Source organism: Streptomyces sp. NPDC107517, assembly GCF_055582645.1.
Map to the genome: position 1 here is coordinate 77,483 of NZ_JBVJPM010000001.1, position 15,386 is coordinate 92,868.

General features: G+C 71.9%; 13 protein-coding genes and 1 riboswitch. Of the genes, 8 read left to right on the forward strand and 5 right to left on the reverse strand.

Features of this window, described 5'->3' with window-relative positions:
* Positions 1 to 47: 47 nt before the first annotated feature.
* Positions 48 to 202, forward strand: a riboswitch (cyclic di-AMP (ydaO/yuaA leader).
* 13 nt (positions 203 to 215) lie between these two features.
* Entirely contained in the window at positions 216 to 1,001 is a 786-nt protein-coding gene (locus tag ACZ67T_RS00315; RefSeq protein ID WP_469980607.1) for a M23 family metallopeptidase, read from the forward strand.
* A gap of 264 nt (positions 1,002 to 1,265) precedes the next feature.
* The gene (locus ACZ67T_RS00320) at positions 1,266 to 1,952 is read left to right on the forward strand and encodes a GntR family transcriptional regulator (protein WP_469980609.1); all 687 of its coding nucleotides are present in this window, start codon (positions 1,266 to 1,268) and stop codon (positions 1,950 to 1,952) included.
* A 193-nt stretch (positions 1,953 to 2,145) separates the two neighbouring features.
* Here ACZ67T_RS00320 and ACZ67T_RS00325 read toward each other — a convergent pair whose 3' ends face one another.
* The gene (locus ACZ67T_RS00325; RefSeq protein ID WP_453777523.1) at positions 2,146 to 2,427 is read right to left on the reverse strand and encodes an HPr family phosphocarrier protein; all 282 of its coding nucleotides are present in this window, start codon (positions 2,425 to 2,427) and stop codon (positions 2,146 to 2,148) included.
* Between the two features lie 177 nt (positions 2,428 to 2,604).
* Between ACZ67T_RS00325 and ACZ67T_RS00330 the strand changes: the two genes are divergently transcribed.
* The 4 genes from ACZ67T_RS00330 (at position 2,605) to ACZ67T_RS00345 (ending at position 7,983) form a co-directional block, all read left to right on the forward strand.
* Positions 2,605 to 5,427: a bifunctional acetate--CoA ligase family protein/GNAT family N-acetyltransferase gene (locus ACZ67T_RS00330; protein WP_469980611.1), complete on the forward strand. Its 2,823-nt coding sequence runs from the start codon at positions 2,605 to 2,607 to the stop codon at positions 5,425 to 5,427.
* Between the two features lie 93 nt (positions 5,428 to 5,520).
* Positions 5,521 to 6,108, forward strand: coding sequence for a DUF5998 family protein (locus ACZ67T_RS00335; RefSeq protein WP_453777525.1), 588 nt, complete (start codon positions 5,521 to 5,523; stop codon positions 6,106 to 6,108).
* Positions 6,108 to 7,295: an alkaline phosphatase family protein gene (locus ACZ67T_RS00340; protein WP_469980612.1), complete on the forward strand. Its 1,188-nt coding sequence runs from the start codon at positions 6,108 to 6,110 to the stop codon at positions 7,293 to 7,295. The genes ACZ67T_RS00335 and ACZ67T_RS00340 overlap by 1 nt, the downstream gene beginning before the upstream one ends.
* A 37-nt stretch (positions 7,296 to 7,332) precedes the next feature.
* Positions 7,333 to 7,983 carry a thymidine kinase gene (locus ACZ67T_RS00345; RefSeq protein WP_469980614.1) on the forward strand — a complete coding sequence of 217 codons (651 nt, stop codon included), beginning with the start codon at positions 7,333 to 7,335 and terminating at the stop codon, positions 7,981 to 7,983.
* A gap of 27 nt (positions 7,984 to 8,010) precedes the next feature.
* On the opposite strand, the gene ACZ67T_RS00350 is transcribed toward ACZ67T_RS00345, so the two are convergent.
* Positions 8,011 to 8,796: a VOC family protein gene (locus ACZ67T_RS00350; RefSeq protein WP_469980615.1), complete on the reverse strand. Its 786-nt coding sequence runs from the start codon at positions 8,794 to 8,796 to the stop codon at positions 8,011 to 8,013.
* A 247-nt stretch (positions 8,797 to 9,043) separates the two neighbouring features.
* Here ACZ67T_RS00350 and ACZ67T_RS00355 point away from each other — a divergent pair, with 247 nt between their 5' ends.
* Positions 9,044 to 9,898, forward strand: coding sequence for a sulfurtransferase (locus tag ACZ67T_RS00355; protein WP_469980616.1), 855 nt, complete (start codon positions 9,044 to 9,046; stop codon positions 9,896 to 9,898).
* Between the two features lie 71 nt (positions 9,899 to 9,969).
* Here the strand turns inward: ACZ67T_RS00355 and sepH are convergent, their stop codons facing one another.
* Entirely contained in the window at positions 9,970 to 11,040 is a 1,071-nt protein-coding gene (gene sepH / locus ACZ67T_RS00360) for a septation protein SepH (RefSeq protein WP_469980618.1), read from the reverse strand.
* 463 nt (positions 11,041 to 11,503) lie between these two features.
* Between sepH and ACZ67T_RS00365 the strand changes: the two genes are divergently transcribed.
* Complete coding sequence (locus ACZ67T_RS00365; RefSeq protein WP_469980620.1) at positions 11,504 to 12,733, forward strand: hypothetical protein; 1,230 nt, start codon at positions 11,504 to 11,506, stop codon at positions 12,731 to 12,733.
* Between the two features lie 6 nt (positions 12,734 to 12,739).
* Here ACZ67T_RS00365 and ACZ67T_RS00370 read toward each other — a convergent pair whose 3' ends face one another.
* Together ACZ67T_RS00370 and ACZ67T_RS00375 are read right to left on the reverse strand one after the other, a co-directional pair.
* On the reverse strand, positions 12,740 to 14,101 hold the full coding sequence (locus tag ACZ67T_RS00370; RefSeq protein ID WP_469980621.1) for a D-arabinono-1,4-lactone oxidase: 1,362 nt from the start codon (positions 14,099 to 14,101) through the stop codon (positions 12,740 to 12,742).
* Positions 14,028 to 15,299, reverse strand: a complete 1,272-nt coding sequence (locus ACZ67T_RS00375) for an MFS transporter (protein ID WP_469980623.1) — start codon at positions 15,297 to 15,299, stop codon at positions 14,028 to 14,030. The genes ACZ67T_RS00370 and ACZ67T_RS00375 overlap by 74 nt, the downstream gene beginning before the upstream one ends.
* Between the last annotated feature and the right edge of the window lie 87 nt (positions 15,300 to 15,386).

Genomic DNA, 15,386 nt, shown 5'->3' on the forward strand with positions numbered 1-15,386 from the left:
AGCGTCGGTCCGGCTGTCCGCCAGATGTACGCCGCGCCCGTGGCACCGGACAGTCATCGCCGAGTCCCCCAAGGCGCGAGCCGGGGGAGCCGGGGACCCACCGTCCCTGGGGTGAATCGGACGCCCTTCCCTGAAGGGGCCCGTAGGAGACCTTCCTGCTCCGAACCCGTCAGCTAACCCGGTAGGCGAGAAGGAAGGAAAGGATCAGCCACCCCATGGCGTTCACCCGTGCCACCGGGAAGCACCGTCGCCCGAGCCGTCTCACGCGCACCACCGCGCAGGTCGCCGGCGTCGCCGCGCTCACGACGACCGGTGTCATCGGAGGCCTCGCCGCCCCCGCCCTCGCCGCCGACGCGTCGCTCGAGCAGACCGGCCTGAGCAGGGCCATCTCCATCGGTGACTCCCTCGCGCAGAAGATCGACGAGCAGGCCGCTGCCCAGCAGCAGGCCGCCGACGAGGCCGCCGCGAAGGAGAAGGCGGAGGCCGCGGCCAAGAAGAAGGCCGAGGAGGACCGGCGCAAGGCGGCCGCCAAGGCCAAGGCCGAGCGCGAGGCCAAGGAGCGTGCCGCCCGTGCGGCCGAGCGCAAGCGCCTGAACGCCTTCGTCATGCCCGTCACCGGCTCGTACGTGTCGACCGCGTACAAGGCCAGCAGTGGTCTGTGGTCCTCCGGCAGCCACACCGGCATCGACTTCCACGCCGCCAGCGGCACCTCGGTCCACGCGGTGGGCGCGGGCACGGTCGTGGAGGCCGGCTGGGGCGGCGCCTACGGCAACAACATCGTCATCAAGATGAACGACGGTACATACACGCAGTACGGCCACCTGTCGTCCATCGGTGTCTCCGTCGGTCAGACGGTCACCCCGGGGCAGCAGATAGGCCTCTCCGGAGCGACCGGCAACGTCACGGGCCCGCACCTCCACTTCGAGGCGCGCACGAGCCCCGAGTACGGCTCGGACATCGACCCCGTCGCGTACCTGCGCTCCCACGGCGTGAACGTCTGACCTTCGCCGCGTACCCCCCGCGAAGACGCACCGAATGCCCCGGCTCACCGAGCCGGGGCATTCGTCGTTCCCCGGAACCGCTTGTTCGCGGCCCGCTTGTTCCTGACGCCGGTGTCCAAAAAATATCCATGGATTACGGCCTGCCGTCGGAAATTCGCGCCCGCTGGAATAGAGTCGCTGGACAGGCGAGCTGAACAGACGTCCATCGCGCTGTACGGGTGACTATCGACCGCGTTTCGCGGGGATTAAGGCGGAGGTCGGGGCATGCGCATTCCGGCGCACTCGGTATGCACGGCGATCCGCGACGACATCGTCTCCGGTGTCTACGAGCGCGGCGGCAGACTCACCGAGGAGGTGCTCGCCCGCCGCTACGGCGTCTCGCGCGTCCCCGTGCGCGAGGCGTTGCGCACCCTGGAGGCCGAGGGCTTCGTCGTCACCCGCAGGCACGCGGGTGCCTGCGTCGCCGAACCCTCCGCGCAGGAGGCGGCGGACCAGCTGGAGATCCGCATGCTCCTCGAACCGCTTGCGGCGGCCCGCGCCGCGCAGCGCCGCACCGAGGCGCACCTGAAGGTCCTGCGGGGCCTGGTCAGGCTCGGCCAGGAGCGCTCCAGGCGAGGTCAGAGCGAGGATCTGCGCTCGCTGGGCGGCTGGTTCCACGAGACGCTGGCGCAGGCGTCCGGCAGCCCGGGGCTGACCACGATGCTCACGCAGCTCCGCCACAAGATCGCGTGGATGTACACCGTGGAGCAGCCCGCGCGGCCCGCCGACTCCTGGGCCGAGCACGGGGCGATCGTTGACGCCGTGGCGCGCGGTGACGTGGAGCGCGCGCGGGCGCTCACGGCGCAGCACACGGAGCGCGCCGCGGCCGCTCACCGCTTGCGCGCCCCCCGTCCGGGTGGCCGTGTGAGGACTTCGCAACATCCCGTCAACACAGTGGGTCTTCAGCATTAACCGAGGCGCCGTATACAAAGAGGGCGGCTCATTTCCAAGGGCTCTATTTCCGCTGCCCAGAATTCTGGGAACAGGGCCGCAGAAAGCAAAAGGGTCTGCTCGGAAAATCCGAACAGACCCTTTATTCGGCGCGATCTTCCGTGAGCAGGAGATGGCGCCCGAGACATCGAGAGACCCGGTACCGGGGCCCGTGCTAGACGGTCTCGGGAAGCTCCTCGAGCCCCTCGGCGACCAGCTTGGCCAGACGGTCGAGCGCGATGTCCGCACCCTCGACGTCGGAGGCCAGGACGATCTCCTCGCCGCCGCCGGCGCCGAGGCCGAGCACCGCGAGCATGGAGGCGGCGTTGACGGGGGTGCCGTCGATCTTGGCGATCGTCACGGGGACACCGGCCGCCGTGGCCGCGCGGACGAAGATGGAGGCGGGGCGGGCGTGGAGGCCCTCGGCCCAGCCGACGTTGACGCGGCGCTCAGCCATGTGATGCTGCCCTTCAGGATTCTCACGGTTGTCTAGACCAGTCTCCCACATCGGTGGACGTGCCCGATGTGGGTCCTACGTATCGCCCGCACACGCCCGTCGGCCCTCATAGCGTGCCTTCGGCCCGCTCGCGCCGCGACCCGTACGACCGTCACCGCCGCGCCGTACGCTGGCCCCATGCAGACCCCGTCGGACCGGCACGCATACCCCGCCCACTGGGAAGCAGACGTGGTGCTGCGCGACGGCGGCACCGCGCGCATCAGGCCCATCACCATCGACGACGCCGAGCGGCTCACGAGCTACTACGAGCAGGTTTCCGACGAGTCGAAGTACTACCGCTTCTTCGCGCCGTACCCGCGCTTGTCCGCCAAGGACGTCCACCGCTTCACCCATCACGACTACGTGGACCGGGTGGGCCTCGCGGCCACGGTGGGCGGCGAGTTCATCGCGACCGTCCGCTACGACCGCATCAACGCCCAGGGAATGCCCGCCTCTGCCCCCGCCGACGAGGCCGAGGTCGCCTTCCTCGTGCAGGACGCCCACCAGGGCCGGGGCGTCGCCTCCGCTCTCCTGGAGCACATCGCCGCCGTCGCCCGCGAGCGCGGGATCCGCCGCTTCGCCGCCGAGGTGCTGCCCGCCAACACCAAGATGATCAAGGTGTTCACGGACGCCGGATACACCCAGAAGCGCCACTTCGAGGACGGCGTCGTCCGCCTGGAGTTCGACCTCGAACCCACCGAGGCCTCGCTCGCCGTGCAGCGCGCCCGCGAGCAGCGCGCCGAGGCCCGCTCGGTGCACCGGCTCCTCGCCCCCGGCTCCGTCGCCGTCGTCGGGGTGGGCCGCACGCCCGGCGGAGTCGGCCGCAGCGTCCTCGACAACCTCCGCGACGCCGGCTTCACCGGTCGCCTCCACGCCGTGAACAGGGAGTTCCCCGACGATCTGCGCGACCTGGACGGCGTCCCCGCCCACCGCTCCGTCCACGACATCGACGCCGCCGAGCCCGTCGACCTCGCCGTCGTCGCGGTCCCCGCGGAGCAGGTCCCCGAAGTCGTCGCCGAATGCGGCGAGCGCGGTGTGCAGGGGATCGTCGTGGTCTCCGCCGGATACGCCGAGTCCGGCAGCGAGGGCCGCGCCCGCCAGCGCGAACTGGTGCGCCAGGCCCGCTCGTACGGCATGCGCCTGATCGGGCCGAACGCCTTCGGCGTCATCAACACCTCGCCCGAGGTGCGGCTCAACGCGTCGCTCGCGCCCGAGATGCCGCGCGCGGGCCGGATGGGGCTGTTCGCCCAGTCCGGAGCCATCGGCATCGCGCTGCTCGCCCGCCTCCAGCGGCGCGGCGGCGGCGTGACCGGAGTGACGGGTGTGTCCACGTTCGTCTCCGCCGGCAACCGCGCGGACGTGTCGGGGAACGACGTACTCCAGTACTGGTACGACGACCCGGACACGGACGTCGCCCTGATGTACCTCGAAACCATCGGCAACCCGCGCAAGTTCACCCGCCTCGCCCGCCGCACGGCCGCCGCGAAGCCCCTCGTCGTGGTGCAGGGCGCCCGGCACAGCGGCATCGCGCCCCTCGGCCACGCCGTCCGCGCCACGCGCCTGCCCTACGCCACCGTCTCCGCTCTGCTGCGCCAGGCGGGTGTCATCCGCGTGGAGACCATCACCGAACTCGTCGACACCGGCCTCCTGCTGGCCCGCCAGCCTCTCCCGCAGGGCCCCCGCGTGGCGATCCTCGGGAACTCGGAGTCGCTCGGCCTCCTCACGTACGACGTCTGCCTCGCCGAGGGCCTGCGGCCGAAGCCGCCGCGGGACCTGACGACCGCGGCGTCCGCCGAGGACTTCCACGCGGCGCTCACCGAGGCGCTCGCGGACGACAAGTGCGACGCGGTCGTCGTCACGGCCATGCCCGCGGTGGGGGAGTCGACCGCCGAGGACGCGGCGCTCGCCGAGGCACTCAGCTCGGCCGCCGCCGGCACCCCCACCAAGCCGGTCCTGGTCGTGCACGTCGAGCTCGGCGGACTCGCCGAGGCGCTCTCCGCGGCCTCCAGCACCGGCCCCCGCGCGCTCGCCAGGACCCCCGGCGGCCCCCCGGCCGGACGCCCGCCCGCGGACGAGCCCGCGCCCACGCCCGCGCTCATCCCCGCCTACCCCGCCGCCGAGCGCGCCGTCCGCGCCCTCTCCGAAGCCGTCAAGTACGCCCAGTGGCGGCGCGACGCGGCGGAGCCCGGCAAGGTCCCCGAGTACGAGGACATCGACGAGACGGGCGCCGCCGAGCTCATCACCGCGCTCCTCGCGAAGGACGAGGACCCGCGCGGCACCGAGCTCGCCCCGCAGGACGCCCGCACCCTCCTCGCCCGCTACGGCATCGACGTACGGCAGACCCTGCCCGCACCCGGACCCGACGAGGCGGCCGCCGCCGCGCGCACCCTCGGCTACCCCGTCGCCCTCAAGACGACCGCCCCGCACCTGCGTCACCGCGCCGACCTCGGAGGAGTACGTCTCGACCTGCCGAACGAGGAGGAGCTGCGCCGCGCCTACGAAGAGCTGTCCGCCTCGCTCGGCAAGCCCGAGGAGCTGCGGCCCGTCGTCCAGGCCATGGCCCCTCGCGGTGTCGACACCGTCGTCCGCGCGGTCATCGATCCGGCCGCAGGCGCGGTGCTCTCCTTCGGGCTCGCGGGCGCCGCCTCCGAGCTGCTCGGCGACACCGCGCACCGGTTGATTCCGGTCACCGACCGGGACGCCCAGTCGATCGTCAGGGGCATCAAGACCGCGCCCCTGCTCTTCGGCTGGCGCGGCTCCGCGCCCGTCGACACGGCCGCGCTCGAAGAGGTGCTGCAACGGGTCTCGCGGCTCGTGGACGACCACCCCGAGGTCGTCGCCGTCTCCCTGGAGCCCGTGGTCGTCGCCCAGAGCGGCCTGTCGGTCCTCGGCGCCTCGATACGGCTCGCCCCGCCGCCGGTCCGCGACGACCTCGGCCCGCGCACCCTGCCCGCGTACTGAGCGGACCGGTGAGACGAGCCCCACATACGGGTGTTTTCCGCTCCTGTCCACAGGCGCACCGCGAGCCCCTCGCCGGGCTTTAGGATGGGTCTCATGGCCAAGACCAGTACGACGACCCAAGGGCTTCGAGCGGCGATCGAGCGCAGCGGCTACTACCCGGCCCTCGTGGCCGAGGCGGTGGAGGCCGCGGTCGGCGGCGAACCCATCGGGTCGTACCTGGTCCACCAGGAGACCACCTTCGACTCGAACGAGGTCCGCAGGCACGTCACCGTGCTCGTCCTCACCGGCACCCGCTTCATCGTCAGCCACACCGACGAGCAGGCCGCCGACAACACGTCGCCGACGCCGTACGCCACGACGTCCACCGAGTCCGTGAAGCTCGACCGGATCTCGTCGGTCGTGCTCAGCCGCGTCGTCGCCAACCCGGAGAAGTACGTTCCGGGCACCCTGCCCCGCGAGGTCGTCCTGACCATCGGCTGGGGCGCCGTCGCCCGCATCGACCTGGAGCCCGCGGCCTGCGGCGACCCCAATTGCGAGGCGGACCACGGGTACACGGGCAGCTCGACGGCCGACGACCTGAGCCTGCGCGTCAGCGAGACCGGGGACGGCCCCGACACCGTCCGGCAGACCCTCGCCTTCGCCCAGTCCCTGTCCGAGGCCACCGCGGCGACCGCGCGCTGATGGCCATGCCCAGCTGGGACGACGTGGAACCCCTCGCCGTCCGGTCCGCCCCCGTGCCCGAGTACGGCGCCGGCTCCCTCGCCGACCTGCTGCCCACCCTCGGCTCCCACCTGGGCGTCCCCGACTGCGCTCCGGCGATACCCGAGCTCGCGCCCACCGACCGCGCGTGCGTGTTCCTGATCGACGGGCTCGGCTGGCAGCAGCTCGAGGCCCACCCCGACGAGGCGCCGTTCCTGACCTCGCTCCTCGAGTCCTCGCGCGGCGGCACGGGCCGCCCGATCACCGCGGGCTACCCGGCGACCACCGCGACCTCGCTCGCCTCCGTCGGCACGGGCCTGCCGCCCGGCGCGCACGGCCTGCCCGGCTACACGGTCCGCAACCCGGACACCGGCGAGCTGATGAACCAGCTCCGCTGGATCCCCTGGACCCAGCCGCACGTCTGGCAGCCGTACCCGACGATCTTCCAGCGCGCCCACGACGCCGGAGTGCACACCGCGCAGGTCTCCGCCCCCGCGTTCGAGTCGACCCCCCTCACGAAGATCGCCCTCAGCGGCGGCACCTTCCGCGGGCGACTGTCCGGCGAGGACCGCATGGACCTGGCGGCCGAGCAACTGGCGGCGGGCGACCGGTCGTTGGTGTACACGTACTACAGCGAGGTCGACGGCAAGGGCCACCGCTTCGGCGTCGACTCCGACCCGTGGCGCGGCCAGCTCATGTACGTCGACCGCCTCGCCCAGCGCCTCGCCGAGCAGCTCCCGCCGCGCAGCGCCCTCTACATCACGGCCGACCACGGCATGATCGACATCCCGTTCGACGAGCAGTCCCGCATCGACTTCGACGAGGACTGGGAGCTGCGCGCAGGCGTCGCCCTCCTCGGCGGCGAGGGCCGCGCCCGCCACGTCTACGCGGTGCCGGGCGCCGAGGCGGACGTCCTGACCGTCTGGCGCGAGGTGCTCGGCGAGCAGTTCTGGATCGCGAGCCGGGACGAGGCGATCGAGGCCGGCTGGTTCGGCCCGCACATCGACGAGCGGGTCTACGCGCGCCTGGGCGACGTCATCGCGGCCGCCCACGACGACGTGGTGATCATCGCCTCCGAGCGGGAGCCCAAGGAGTCGGCCATGGTCGGCAACCACGGCTCGATGACCCCCGCCGAGCAGCTCGTACCGCTGCTCGAAGTACGCTCCTGATCGTCCCCCACCACCGCGGAAAGGCCCCCAACTCCCCATGCCCGAGCTCGTGTTCTTCTCCGGAACCATGGACTGCGGAAAGAGCACCCTGGCTCTCCAGATAGAGCACAACCGCTCGGCACGCGGCCTCAAGGGCATGATCCTCACGCGCGACGACCGGGCGGGCGAGGGCAAGCTCTCCTCGCGCCTCGGCCTCGTCACCGACGCCGTCGAGGTCGCCGACGAGCTCGACGTGTACGCGTACGTGGTCGACCAGTTGTCCCAGGGCGGCCGCGTGGACTATGTCATCGCGGACGAGGCGCAGTTCCTCGCGCCCGACCAGATCGACCAGCTCGCCCGCGTCGTCGACGACCTCGGGCTCGATGTCTACGCCTTCGGCATCACGACCGACTTCCGGTCCAAGCTGTTCCCCGGCTCCCAGCGCCTGGTCGAACTCGCCGACCGCGTCGAGGTCCTCCAGGTCGAGGCGCTGTGCTGGTGCGGCGCCCGCGCCACGCACAACGCCCGCACGGTCGGCGGCCGGATGGTCGTCGAGGGCGCCCAGGTCGTCGTCGGCGACGTCGACCGGAGCGACGACGAGGTCGGCTACGAGGTCCTGTGCCGACGCCACCACCGCAAGCGGATGACGAGCGCCACGGCACGCGCGGCCGCCCTGTCTCCCGAAGTCCTGCCGGTCGCCTCGGCCTGAGCTGTCGCAGGCGCCCGTCAGGAGGCCCTAGTCCTCCTCGCGCGGCGCCGACCGTACGAGGGTGAACACCGCGCCCTCCGGGTCCGCGACCGTCGCCAGGCGGCCCTGGGAGCCGTCGCGCGCGGGCTTCAGGACGTGGCCGCCGAGCTCCTCGACCAGGGACACCGACTCGTCGACGTCCGCCACCTCGAAGTACGTCATCCAGTGCGCGCCCCGGTCACGGGGGAGCGCCTGGCCCACGCCGTGCACCGATGCCACCGGACTGCCGGCGAGGCGCAGCGTCAGATAGTCGAAGTCGGCGGAGACGACGGCCTCTTCCTCGTAGCCGAAGGTCACCTCGTAGAACTTGGCGACGCTCGCCGTCTCCTGGGTCACCAGCTCGTTCCACGCCGGCGCCCCCGGCACCCCGGTGAGCGCCATCCCCAGATGTGCCGACGCCTGCCAGATGCCGAACACGGCGCCCGCCGGGTCCGACGCGATGGCCATCCGGCCCGCCTCCCCGGCGTCGAGCGGGCCGACTCCGACGGTGCCGCCGCAGTGGCGGATGCTCTCGGCCGTGGCGTCCACGTCGTCCGAGGCGAGGTACGGGGTCCAGGCGACGGGCAGATGGCGGTCGGGCGGCATCTGCCCGATCCCGGCCACCTCGTGACCGTCGAGCAGGGCCCGCACGTAGGGGCCGAGCTGCTGTGGTCCCGGCCGGAACTCCCAGCCGAACAACGCCGCGTAGAACTCCTGGGTCGCCGCCATGCCGTGCACCATGAGACTCACCCAGCACGGGGTGCCCGGCGCGCGCCTGGCTGCTGCCTCGGTCATCGTTACTCTCTCCTCGGAACAAAATCACGTGTCGCGACGCGCCCGAGCCGATGGTGGCACTCCGTGCCGCGCGATGCCCATCGGCCGCGCCGCCACGGCCGGATCGCACGAGGATGCCCGGTGAGATGTCCGCATCCACTGCCGCGCCACGGCCTCGCGATGTCCGGTACGTCAACGCTCGGTAGTCGATCGTGCACGCTAGCCGACCGACGGCGCTCGGGCCAGAGCATGAGCAAGGATGGCCCCCATGAATGCCATCATCTCCGCAACCGAACTCGCGAGCGAGTCGACGGGCGCGGCCCCGCCGGTCATCCTCGACATCCGCTGGCAGCTGAGCGTGGCCAAGGCGACGGGCGCCCCGGCCTTCGACGGACGGGCCGCATACGAGGACGGACACATCCCCGGCGCGGTCTACGTAGACCTCGACGCCGACCTCGCGGGACCGGCCGGAGCGGCCGGTCGGCACCCCCTCCCGGATGTGGCGTCCTTCGGCGCCGTGATGCGGCGGGCCGGCGTGTCGGCCGATCGGGACGTGGTCGTGTACGACGGCGGGCAGGGCTGGGCCGCGGCGCGCACCTGGTGGATGCTGCGCTGGACGGGCCACCCGTCCGTGCGAGTTCTCGACGGCGGCCTCGGTGCGTGGGAGGGCCCGCTGGAGACCGCGGTGCCGTCGCCCGTGCCGGGCACGTTCGAGCCCGCGCCGGGCGCAGTGGCGCTCCTGGACGCCGACGGCGCGGCCGCGCTGGCGCGCTCGGGGATCCTGCTCGACGCCCGCGCCGCCGAGCGCTACCGGGGCGACGTGGAGCCGATCGACCGCGTCGGCGGTCACATCCCGGGCGCGGTGTCCGCTCCGACGTCGGAGAACGTGGCCCAGGACGGCCGTTTCCTGCCGGCCGACGTGCTCGCCCACCGCTTCAAGTCCCTTGGCGCGTCCGGGGATTCGGGCGAGGTCGGCGTGTACTGCGGCTCCGGCGTCTCGGGCGCCCACGAGGTGCTCGCCCTCGCGGTGGCGGGCATCGACGCGGCGCTGTACGTCGGTTCGTGGTCCGAGTGGTCCTCGGACGCGGCACGCCCCGTGGCGACCGGCCCCGAGCCTCAGTAGGGCTTCGGCGGGTACGTACGCGAGAGGCCCGCGCCGATGGGCGCGGGCCTCTTCTGCGTACCGTCTTGCGACTAGTCCTGCTTCTTGCGGCGCGTGCCGAAGACGATCTCGTCCCAGCTCGGCACGGCCGCGCGCCGTCCGGGACGGACCCCGTCGGCCTCGGCCTGACGGTCGGTGGTGCCGGTGAGTCGGTCCCGGTGCCCCGCGACGCTGCGCGGCATGAGGACGTCCGCGTAGGCGGAACCCGCTCCCGCGGACGCGGCGGGCGCCGGGGGCTCCTCCGCCTCGGCGGGCTCCGGCTCGTCCGTGACGGGCTCGGGCGCGGGCACGGTGGGGCGCTCGGGGACCACGATGTCGCCGCGGTAGCTGGGTACGGCTTCCAGGAGGCTGGTCAGCGAGTCACGCTCGGCGGCGGAGACGGTCGCCGGGTTCTCCTCGGTGATCTCCGGTGCGGGGGCCGGCAGCGTGGGGCGCTCCAACTGCCGGTCGAGGGCCCGGTCGAGCGGGCGGTCGCGGGGCAGCCTCGCGATGCGCGGCACGAACGGAAAGCTGGGTTCCGGCGCGGCGATGTCGTCGGTCTCGCCGATGAGCGAGCGCGCCTCGTCGTCGACGGCCTGGACGAGCCGCCGGGGCGGGTCGTACGTCCAGCTCGCCGAGTGCGGCTCACCCGCGACCAGATAGACGAGCAGGACCTCCCAGGTGCCGTCGTCGCGGCGCCACGAGTCCCACTGGACGGTCTCCTTGTCGGCGCCGCGCAGCAGCAGACGCTCCTGCACCGCCTCGCCGAGCTGGGGGCCCGCGTTCTCGCCGGGACGGCGTACGGGGGTCTTCCTGGCCCGCTCGGCCATGAAGGCGCGCTCCGCGAGGACAGGGCCCTCGAAGCGGCGGACGCGGTCGACGGGGATGCCGGCGAGCTGGGCCACCTCCTCGGCGGAGGCACCGGCACGTATACGCGCCTGAATGTCGCGGGGGCGGAGATGGCTCTCCACCTCGATCTCGATCTGGCCGAGGCGCGGACGGTCGCCGCGCACGGCGGCCCGGAGGCGCTCATCGATCGGAAGCGTGTACTCCGTGCTGTCCGCAGCCTTCAGCACCAGCCGTGTGCCGTCGTTAGAGACGGCCACGACACGCAGTTCGGGCATGGGGACCTCCCGGGTGGTGCCTGCCGACGTCACGTGCGTCGCTGCTTCCGCTAGTCGAGTGTGGCCTGCCCGGGTGCAGCCTGCCACAACCTTGCCGAGTTGCCCGGCGTGTCGGGCATGGGCCCTGGATCGCCGTTATGGCACGGTTACCTATTCGCAACGCTAAGTGACCGAGCTCGTCACCCTGTGCAACGAACCCCCTCCCGGCGGTCCTGGAAGGCCCCGGGCACCCTGACGGGAGACCGGACCCAGGGCTCGCAACGGTACTCCATTCGGGCCACTCGGGTGGACCGGCACGCCATCGAAGTTCTCATGGGGGACGGGAGTTGGGTGCGGGGGGTCCCTCGTTCGGGGTTCATGGACGTGGCGTGCTTCACGGAATCCCCAGAAACGGAACTAATCACTATCGTTCATGCGTCCCTTTCTCGTGAAGTAAGTCGAGAAAGGCAGGCAAGGGTCGGAGATGGGCGAGAAGCCGGAAACCTCCCAGGATGCACAAGAAAAGCCCAAGGGGAAGCGGCTCGACCTGAGTGTGCCCCAGGTGGCGGGCAGCGCCGTGGCCGCCGTGGTGGCGGCCAAGCTGGCCGCCGGGCTCGGTGTGTACGGGACGATCGTGGGCGCGGGCGTGGTGAGCGCGCTGGCCACTTGCGGTGGCTCGCTCTTCCAGCACTTCTTCCGGCGCACGGGCGAGCAGATTCGTGACGCCGCGGGCCAGGCGATGCCGAAGGCCCGGCCGGTCCCTGTGACGGACGACGGGCGTCCGGTGCCGGAGACCTTCCGGTCCGACATGGCCCCCGCCTCCGTGACGCCGCCCGCGGCCACGGCGGCGATGCGGACGGACGTGCTGCCGAGGACCACGTCGTGGGGGATGGGTGGCACATCGGCACGGGGTGCCGATGTGACGACTGTCCTCCCCGCGCTGGACGCCGACGAGCGCACCCAGCTCCTGAGGGCGGATGCAGGCGATCCGGATCGGACGCGGCTCCTGAGGGTGGATGTCGGCGATCCGGATCGGACGCAGCTTGTGACGGCCGGTGGTGCCGCCGCGGAGAAGACCCAGTTGCTGAGGGTCGGAACCGGTCCCGGTGTCGTGGACGACGCCACGCGCGTGCTGCGTGCCGCTCCGGCGGACAGGGGAGGGGCCGGGGTCGGTGGGCCGGAACTGCCGCCTCCGCCGGGTGACTTGGGCGACGAGTTCACCGCAGGGACCACGCATCGCGCGCGTGTGCGGAGCTGGAAGCGGCCTCTCGTCGCCGCTGCCGTGGTCTTCGGAGTGACCATGGCCGGCATCACGACGTACGAGCTCGCCTCGGGGCAGAGTTTCAGCGGTGACGGGCAGCGGACCACGCTCCGTGAGGCCTTCACCGGCGGAGGCGGCCAGCCGTCCCGCAACGACCACACCCCCGTGCCGAGCACCTCGCAGGAGCCGACGGACAGCAGCAGCTCCGGGACGCAGAGCGGCACCCCGCAGGACGGTGGCGGGGCGAACAAGGGTGACACCGAGGAGCCCACGCCCACGCCCAGCGCGAGCGAGGACTCCCACACCGGTCACGACGACGGCTCGGGCAGCGGTTCCGGGACCGGCGGGGACAAGTCCACGCCCACTCCGACCCCGACGCCCACTCCGAGTGCCTCGCAGAGCAGCGACGGAGCCGACGTGCCGGAGCAGCAGACCGGGACGCCCGCGGAGTGAGCGCGGTCAGTCGCCGATGACGCGGCGCAGATAGTCGTTGGCGAACAGGCGGTCCGGGTCGAGACGGTCGCGCAGCTGCGTGAACTCGCCGAAGCGCGGATAGGCCGTCGAGAAGTAGCCCGCGTCGCGTGTGTGCACCTTTCCCCAGTGCGGTCGGCCCTCGTGCGCGGTGAAGATGCGCTCGGCCGCCGTGAAGTAGGCCTGGTACGGGGTGCCTTTGTACATGTGGACGGCGATGTACGCGCTGTCCCGGCCGGACGCCGTGGAGAGCGTGATGTCGTCCGCGGGGGCCGTGCGGACCTCGACCGGGAAGCTGATGCGCAGGTTCGAGCGCTCGACCATGGTCTTCAGCTCGCGCAGCGTCTCGACGAGGGCCGCCCGCGGGACGGCGTACTCCATCTCCACGAAGCGGACGCGGCGCGGCGACGTGAAGACCTTGTAAGGGACGTCCGTGTAGGTGCGGGCGGAGAGCGCGCGGCTGGAGATCTTGGCGATCGACGGGATCGTCGAGGGGACCGCGCGGCCGAGTGAATTGACCGCCTGGAAGAGGCCGTTCGACAGGAGCTCGTCCTCGAGGAAGCTGCTGAACCTGCTGACAGGGGCTTCCGGGCCGGCGCTGCGGTTGTTGCGCTTGGTGTTGCAGTTGCCCGTGTGCGGGAACCAGTAGAACTCGAAGTGCTCGTTCTCCGCGTACAGCGCGTCGAAGTCGCTCGCGACCCTGTCGAAGGTCATCGGCTCCTCGCGTGCGGTGAGCAGGAAGATCGGCTCCACGGCGAACGTGATCGCCGTGATGATGCCGAGGGCGCCGAGTCCGATCCGTGCGGCCGCGAAGACCGCGCGTTCCTCTGCGGGCCCCTTCTCCGAGCAGGTGAGGACCGTGCCGTCGGCGGTGACCAGTTCGAGGCCCTTGATCTGCGCGGATATGGACGCCGATTCGCGGCCCGTGCCGTGCGTGCCCGTGCTGGTGGCACCCGAGACGGTCTGCTCCATGATGTCGCCCATGTTCGTGAGCGACAGGCCCTCGCGAGCCAGAGCGAGGTTGAGTCTCTTGAGCGGGGTGCCGGCCTCCACCGTGACGGTGCCGGCGTCGCGGTCGATGTTGCGGATGCCGGTCAACAGTTGCGGGCGTATCAATACACCGTCGGTGGCCGCCGCCGCGGTGAACGAGTGCCCCGTACCGACGGCCTTCACCTTGAGGCCGTCATCGGCCGCCGCGCGGACGGCCGCCGACAGCTCCTCCACCGACGCGGGCGTCACCTCGCGGACCGGCCGCGCGGTGACGTTCCCCGCCCAGTTACGCCACGGTGCGTTCCGTGTCCTGGTCTGCCGGGCGTTCGTCGTGTCGCTGCCCGAGTTCCCCGTGCTCATTGGTTCCTCCCCGCTGCGGCACCGGCTGCTTCAGCCGGCGGTACCCCAGGAACCCGACCGCCACCGCGACGGCGCCGGCCACGGCCGGAACCCCGTACCCGGCCTTCGCGCCGGCGGCGTCGATCACCCAGCCGGCCGCGGAGGAGCCGAGCGCGACACCGACCGCGAGTCCGGTGCTCACCCAGGTCATGCCCTCGGTCAGTTTCGCGCGTGGTACGTGCTGCTCGACGAGGGCCATCGTCGTGATCATCGTCGGTGCGATGGACAGACCCGCGACAAAAAGCGACACGGCCAGAAACGGAAGGTTCCCGACCAGTAGGAGGGGGATCATACTCACGGCGGTCGTGCAGACACCGACCAGCCACCTGCGCGCGGGCGCCCCCTTGAAGTGCAGCAGCCCGAAGACCGCTCCGGCGGCGCAGGAACCCGCCGCATACACCGCCAGCACGAGACTGGCCGCCGCCTTGTGTCCCTCGTCCTCGGCGAACGCGACGGTCACCACGTCCACCGCACCGAAGATCGTGCCCGTCGCGACGAACGTGGCCACCAGGACCTGAAGACCGCGCGACCTCAGGGCGGACCCCCCAGAGTGCTGTTCGTGCGGGTGCGGCACGGGCTCGGTCGCGCGCTGAGCGGTCAGCCAGAACACCCCGGCGGCGAGGAAGCAGCCCGCGAGCAGGGGCCCCGACTCCGGGAACCATGCCGTCGACAGACCGATCGAGATGATCGGCCCGAAGATGAAGCACACCTCGTCGATGACGGACTCGAAGGAGTACGCGGTGTGCAGCTGAGGGGTGTCCCGGTAGAGGGCCGCCCAGCGCGCCCGGACCATCGAGCCGACGCTCGGCACACAGCCGATCAGGGCGCTGGAGACGAACAGCGTCCAGTCCGGTGCCTCGAACTTCGCGCACAGCAGCAGAGCGGCGGCCGCGACCAGCGAGACCAGGGCGGCGGGCCGCAGCACACGGCGCTGTCCGTGCCGGTCGACGAGGCGTGAGATCTGCGGGCCGATGGCCGCCGCCGAGAGCGCCACAGTGGCGGACAGGGCACCCGCGAGCCCGTATCGGCCGGTCAGCTGGGAGACCATCGTGACGATCCCGATGCCCATCATCGACAGGGGCATCCGGCCAAGGAACCCGGCGACCGAGAAACTCTTGGTGCCGGGCAGGGCGAATATGGCGCGGTAGGGGCTGGGCAAGTCGACTCCGGTAAGGCGCGTAGGTGGCCAAGACAGCTTACGGGTCCCAGGGCTTGCGGGCATGCCCGTTTTCCGCCTGTCAGTGAC

Bases quoted from the DNA above. Each gene is read 5' to 3' on its own strand.
- ACZ67T_RS00315 (WP_469980607.1), top strand. From the start codon at position 216: ATGGCGTTCACCCGTGCCACCGGGAAGCACCGTCGCCCGAGCCGTCTC.
- ACZ67T_RS00320 (WP_469980609.1), top strand. From the start codon at position 1,266: ATGCGCATTCCGGCGCACTCGGTATGCACGGCGATCCGCGACGACATC.
- ACZ67T_RS00325 (WP_453777523.1), bottom strand. From the start codon at position 2,427: ATGGCTGAGCGCCGCGTCAACGTCGGCTGGGCCGAGGGCCTCCACGCC.
- ACZ67T_RS00330 (WP_469980611.1), top strand. From the start codon at position 2,605: ATGCAGACCCCGTCGGACCGGCACGCATACCCCGCCCACTGGGAAGCA.
- ACZ67T_RS00335 (WP_453777525.1), top strand. From the start codon at position 5,521: ATGGCCAAGACCAGTACGACGACCCAAGGGCTTCGAGCGGCGATCGAG.
- ACZ67T_RS00340 (WP_469980612.1), top strand. From the start codon at position 6,108: ATGGCCATGCCCAGCTGGGACGACGTGGAACCCCTCGCCGTCCGGTCC.
- ACZ67T_RS00345 (WP_469980614.1), top strand. From the start codon at position 7,333: ATGCCCGAGCTCGTGTTCTTCTCCGGAACCATGGACTGCGGAAAGAGC.
- ACZ67T_RS00350 (WP_469980615.1), bottom strand. From the start codon at position 8,796: ATGACCGAGGCAGCAGCCAGGCGCGCGCCGGGCACCCCGTGCTGGGTG.
- ACZ67T_RS00355 (WP_469980616.1), top strand. From the start codon at position 9,044: ATGAATGCCATCATCTCCGCAACCGAACTCGCGAGCGAGTCGACGGGC.
- sepH (WP_469980618.1), bottom strand. From the start codon at position 11,040: ATGCCCGAACTGCGTGTCGTGGCCGTCTCTAACGACGGCACACGGCTG.
- ACZ67T_RS00365 (WP_469980620.1), top strand. From the start codon at position 11,504: ATGGGCGAGAAGCCGGAAACCTCCCAGGATGCACAAGAAAAGCCCAAG.
- ACZ67T_RS00370 (WP_469980621.1), bottom strand. From the start codon at position 14,101: ATGAGCACGGGGAACTCGGGCAGCGACACGACGAACGCCCGGCAGACC.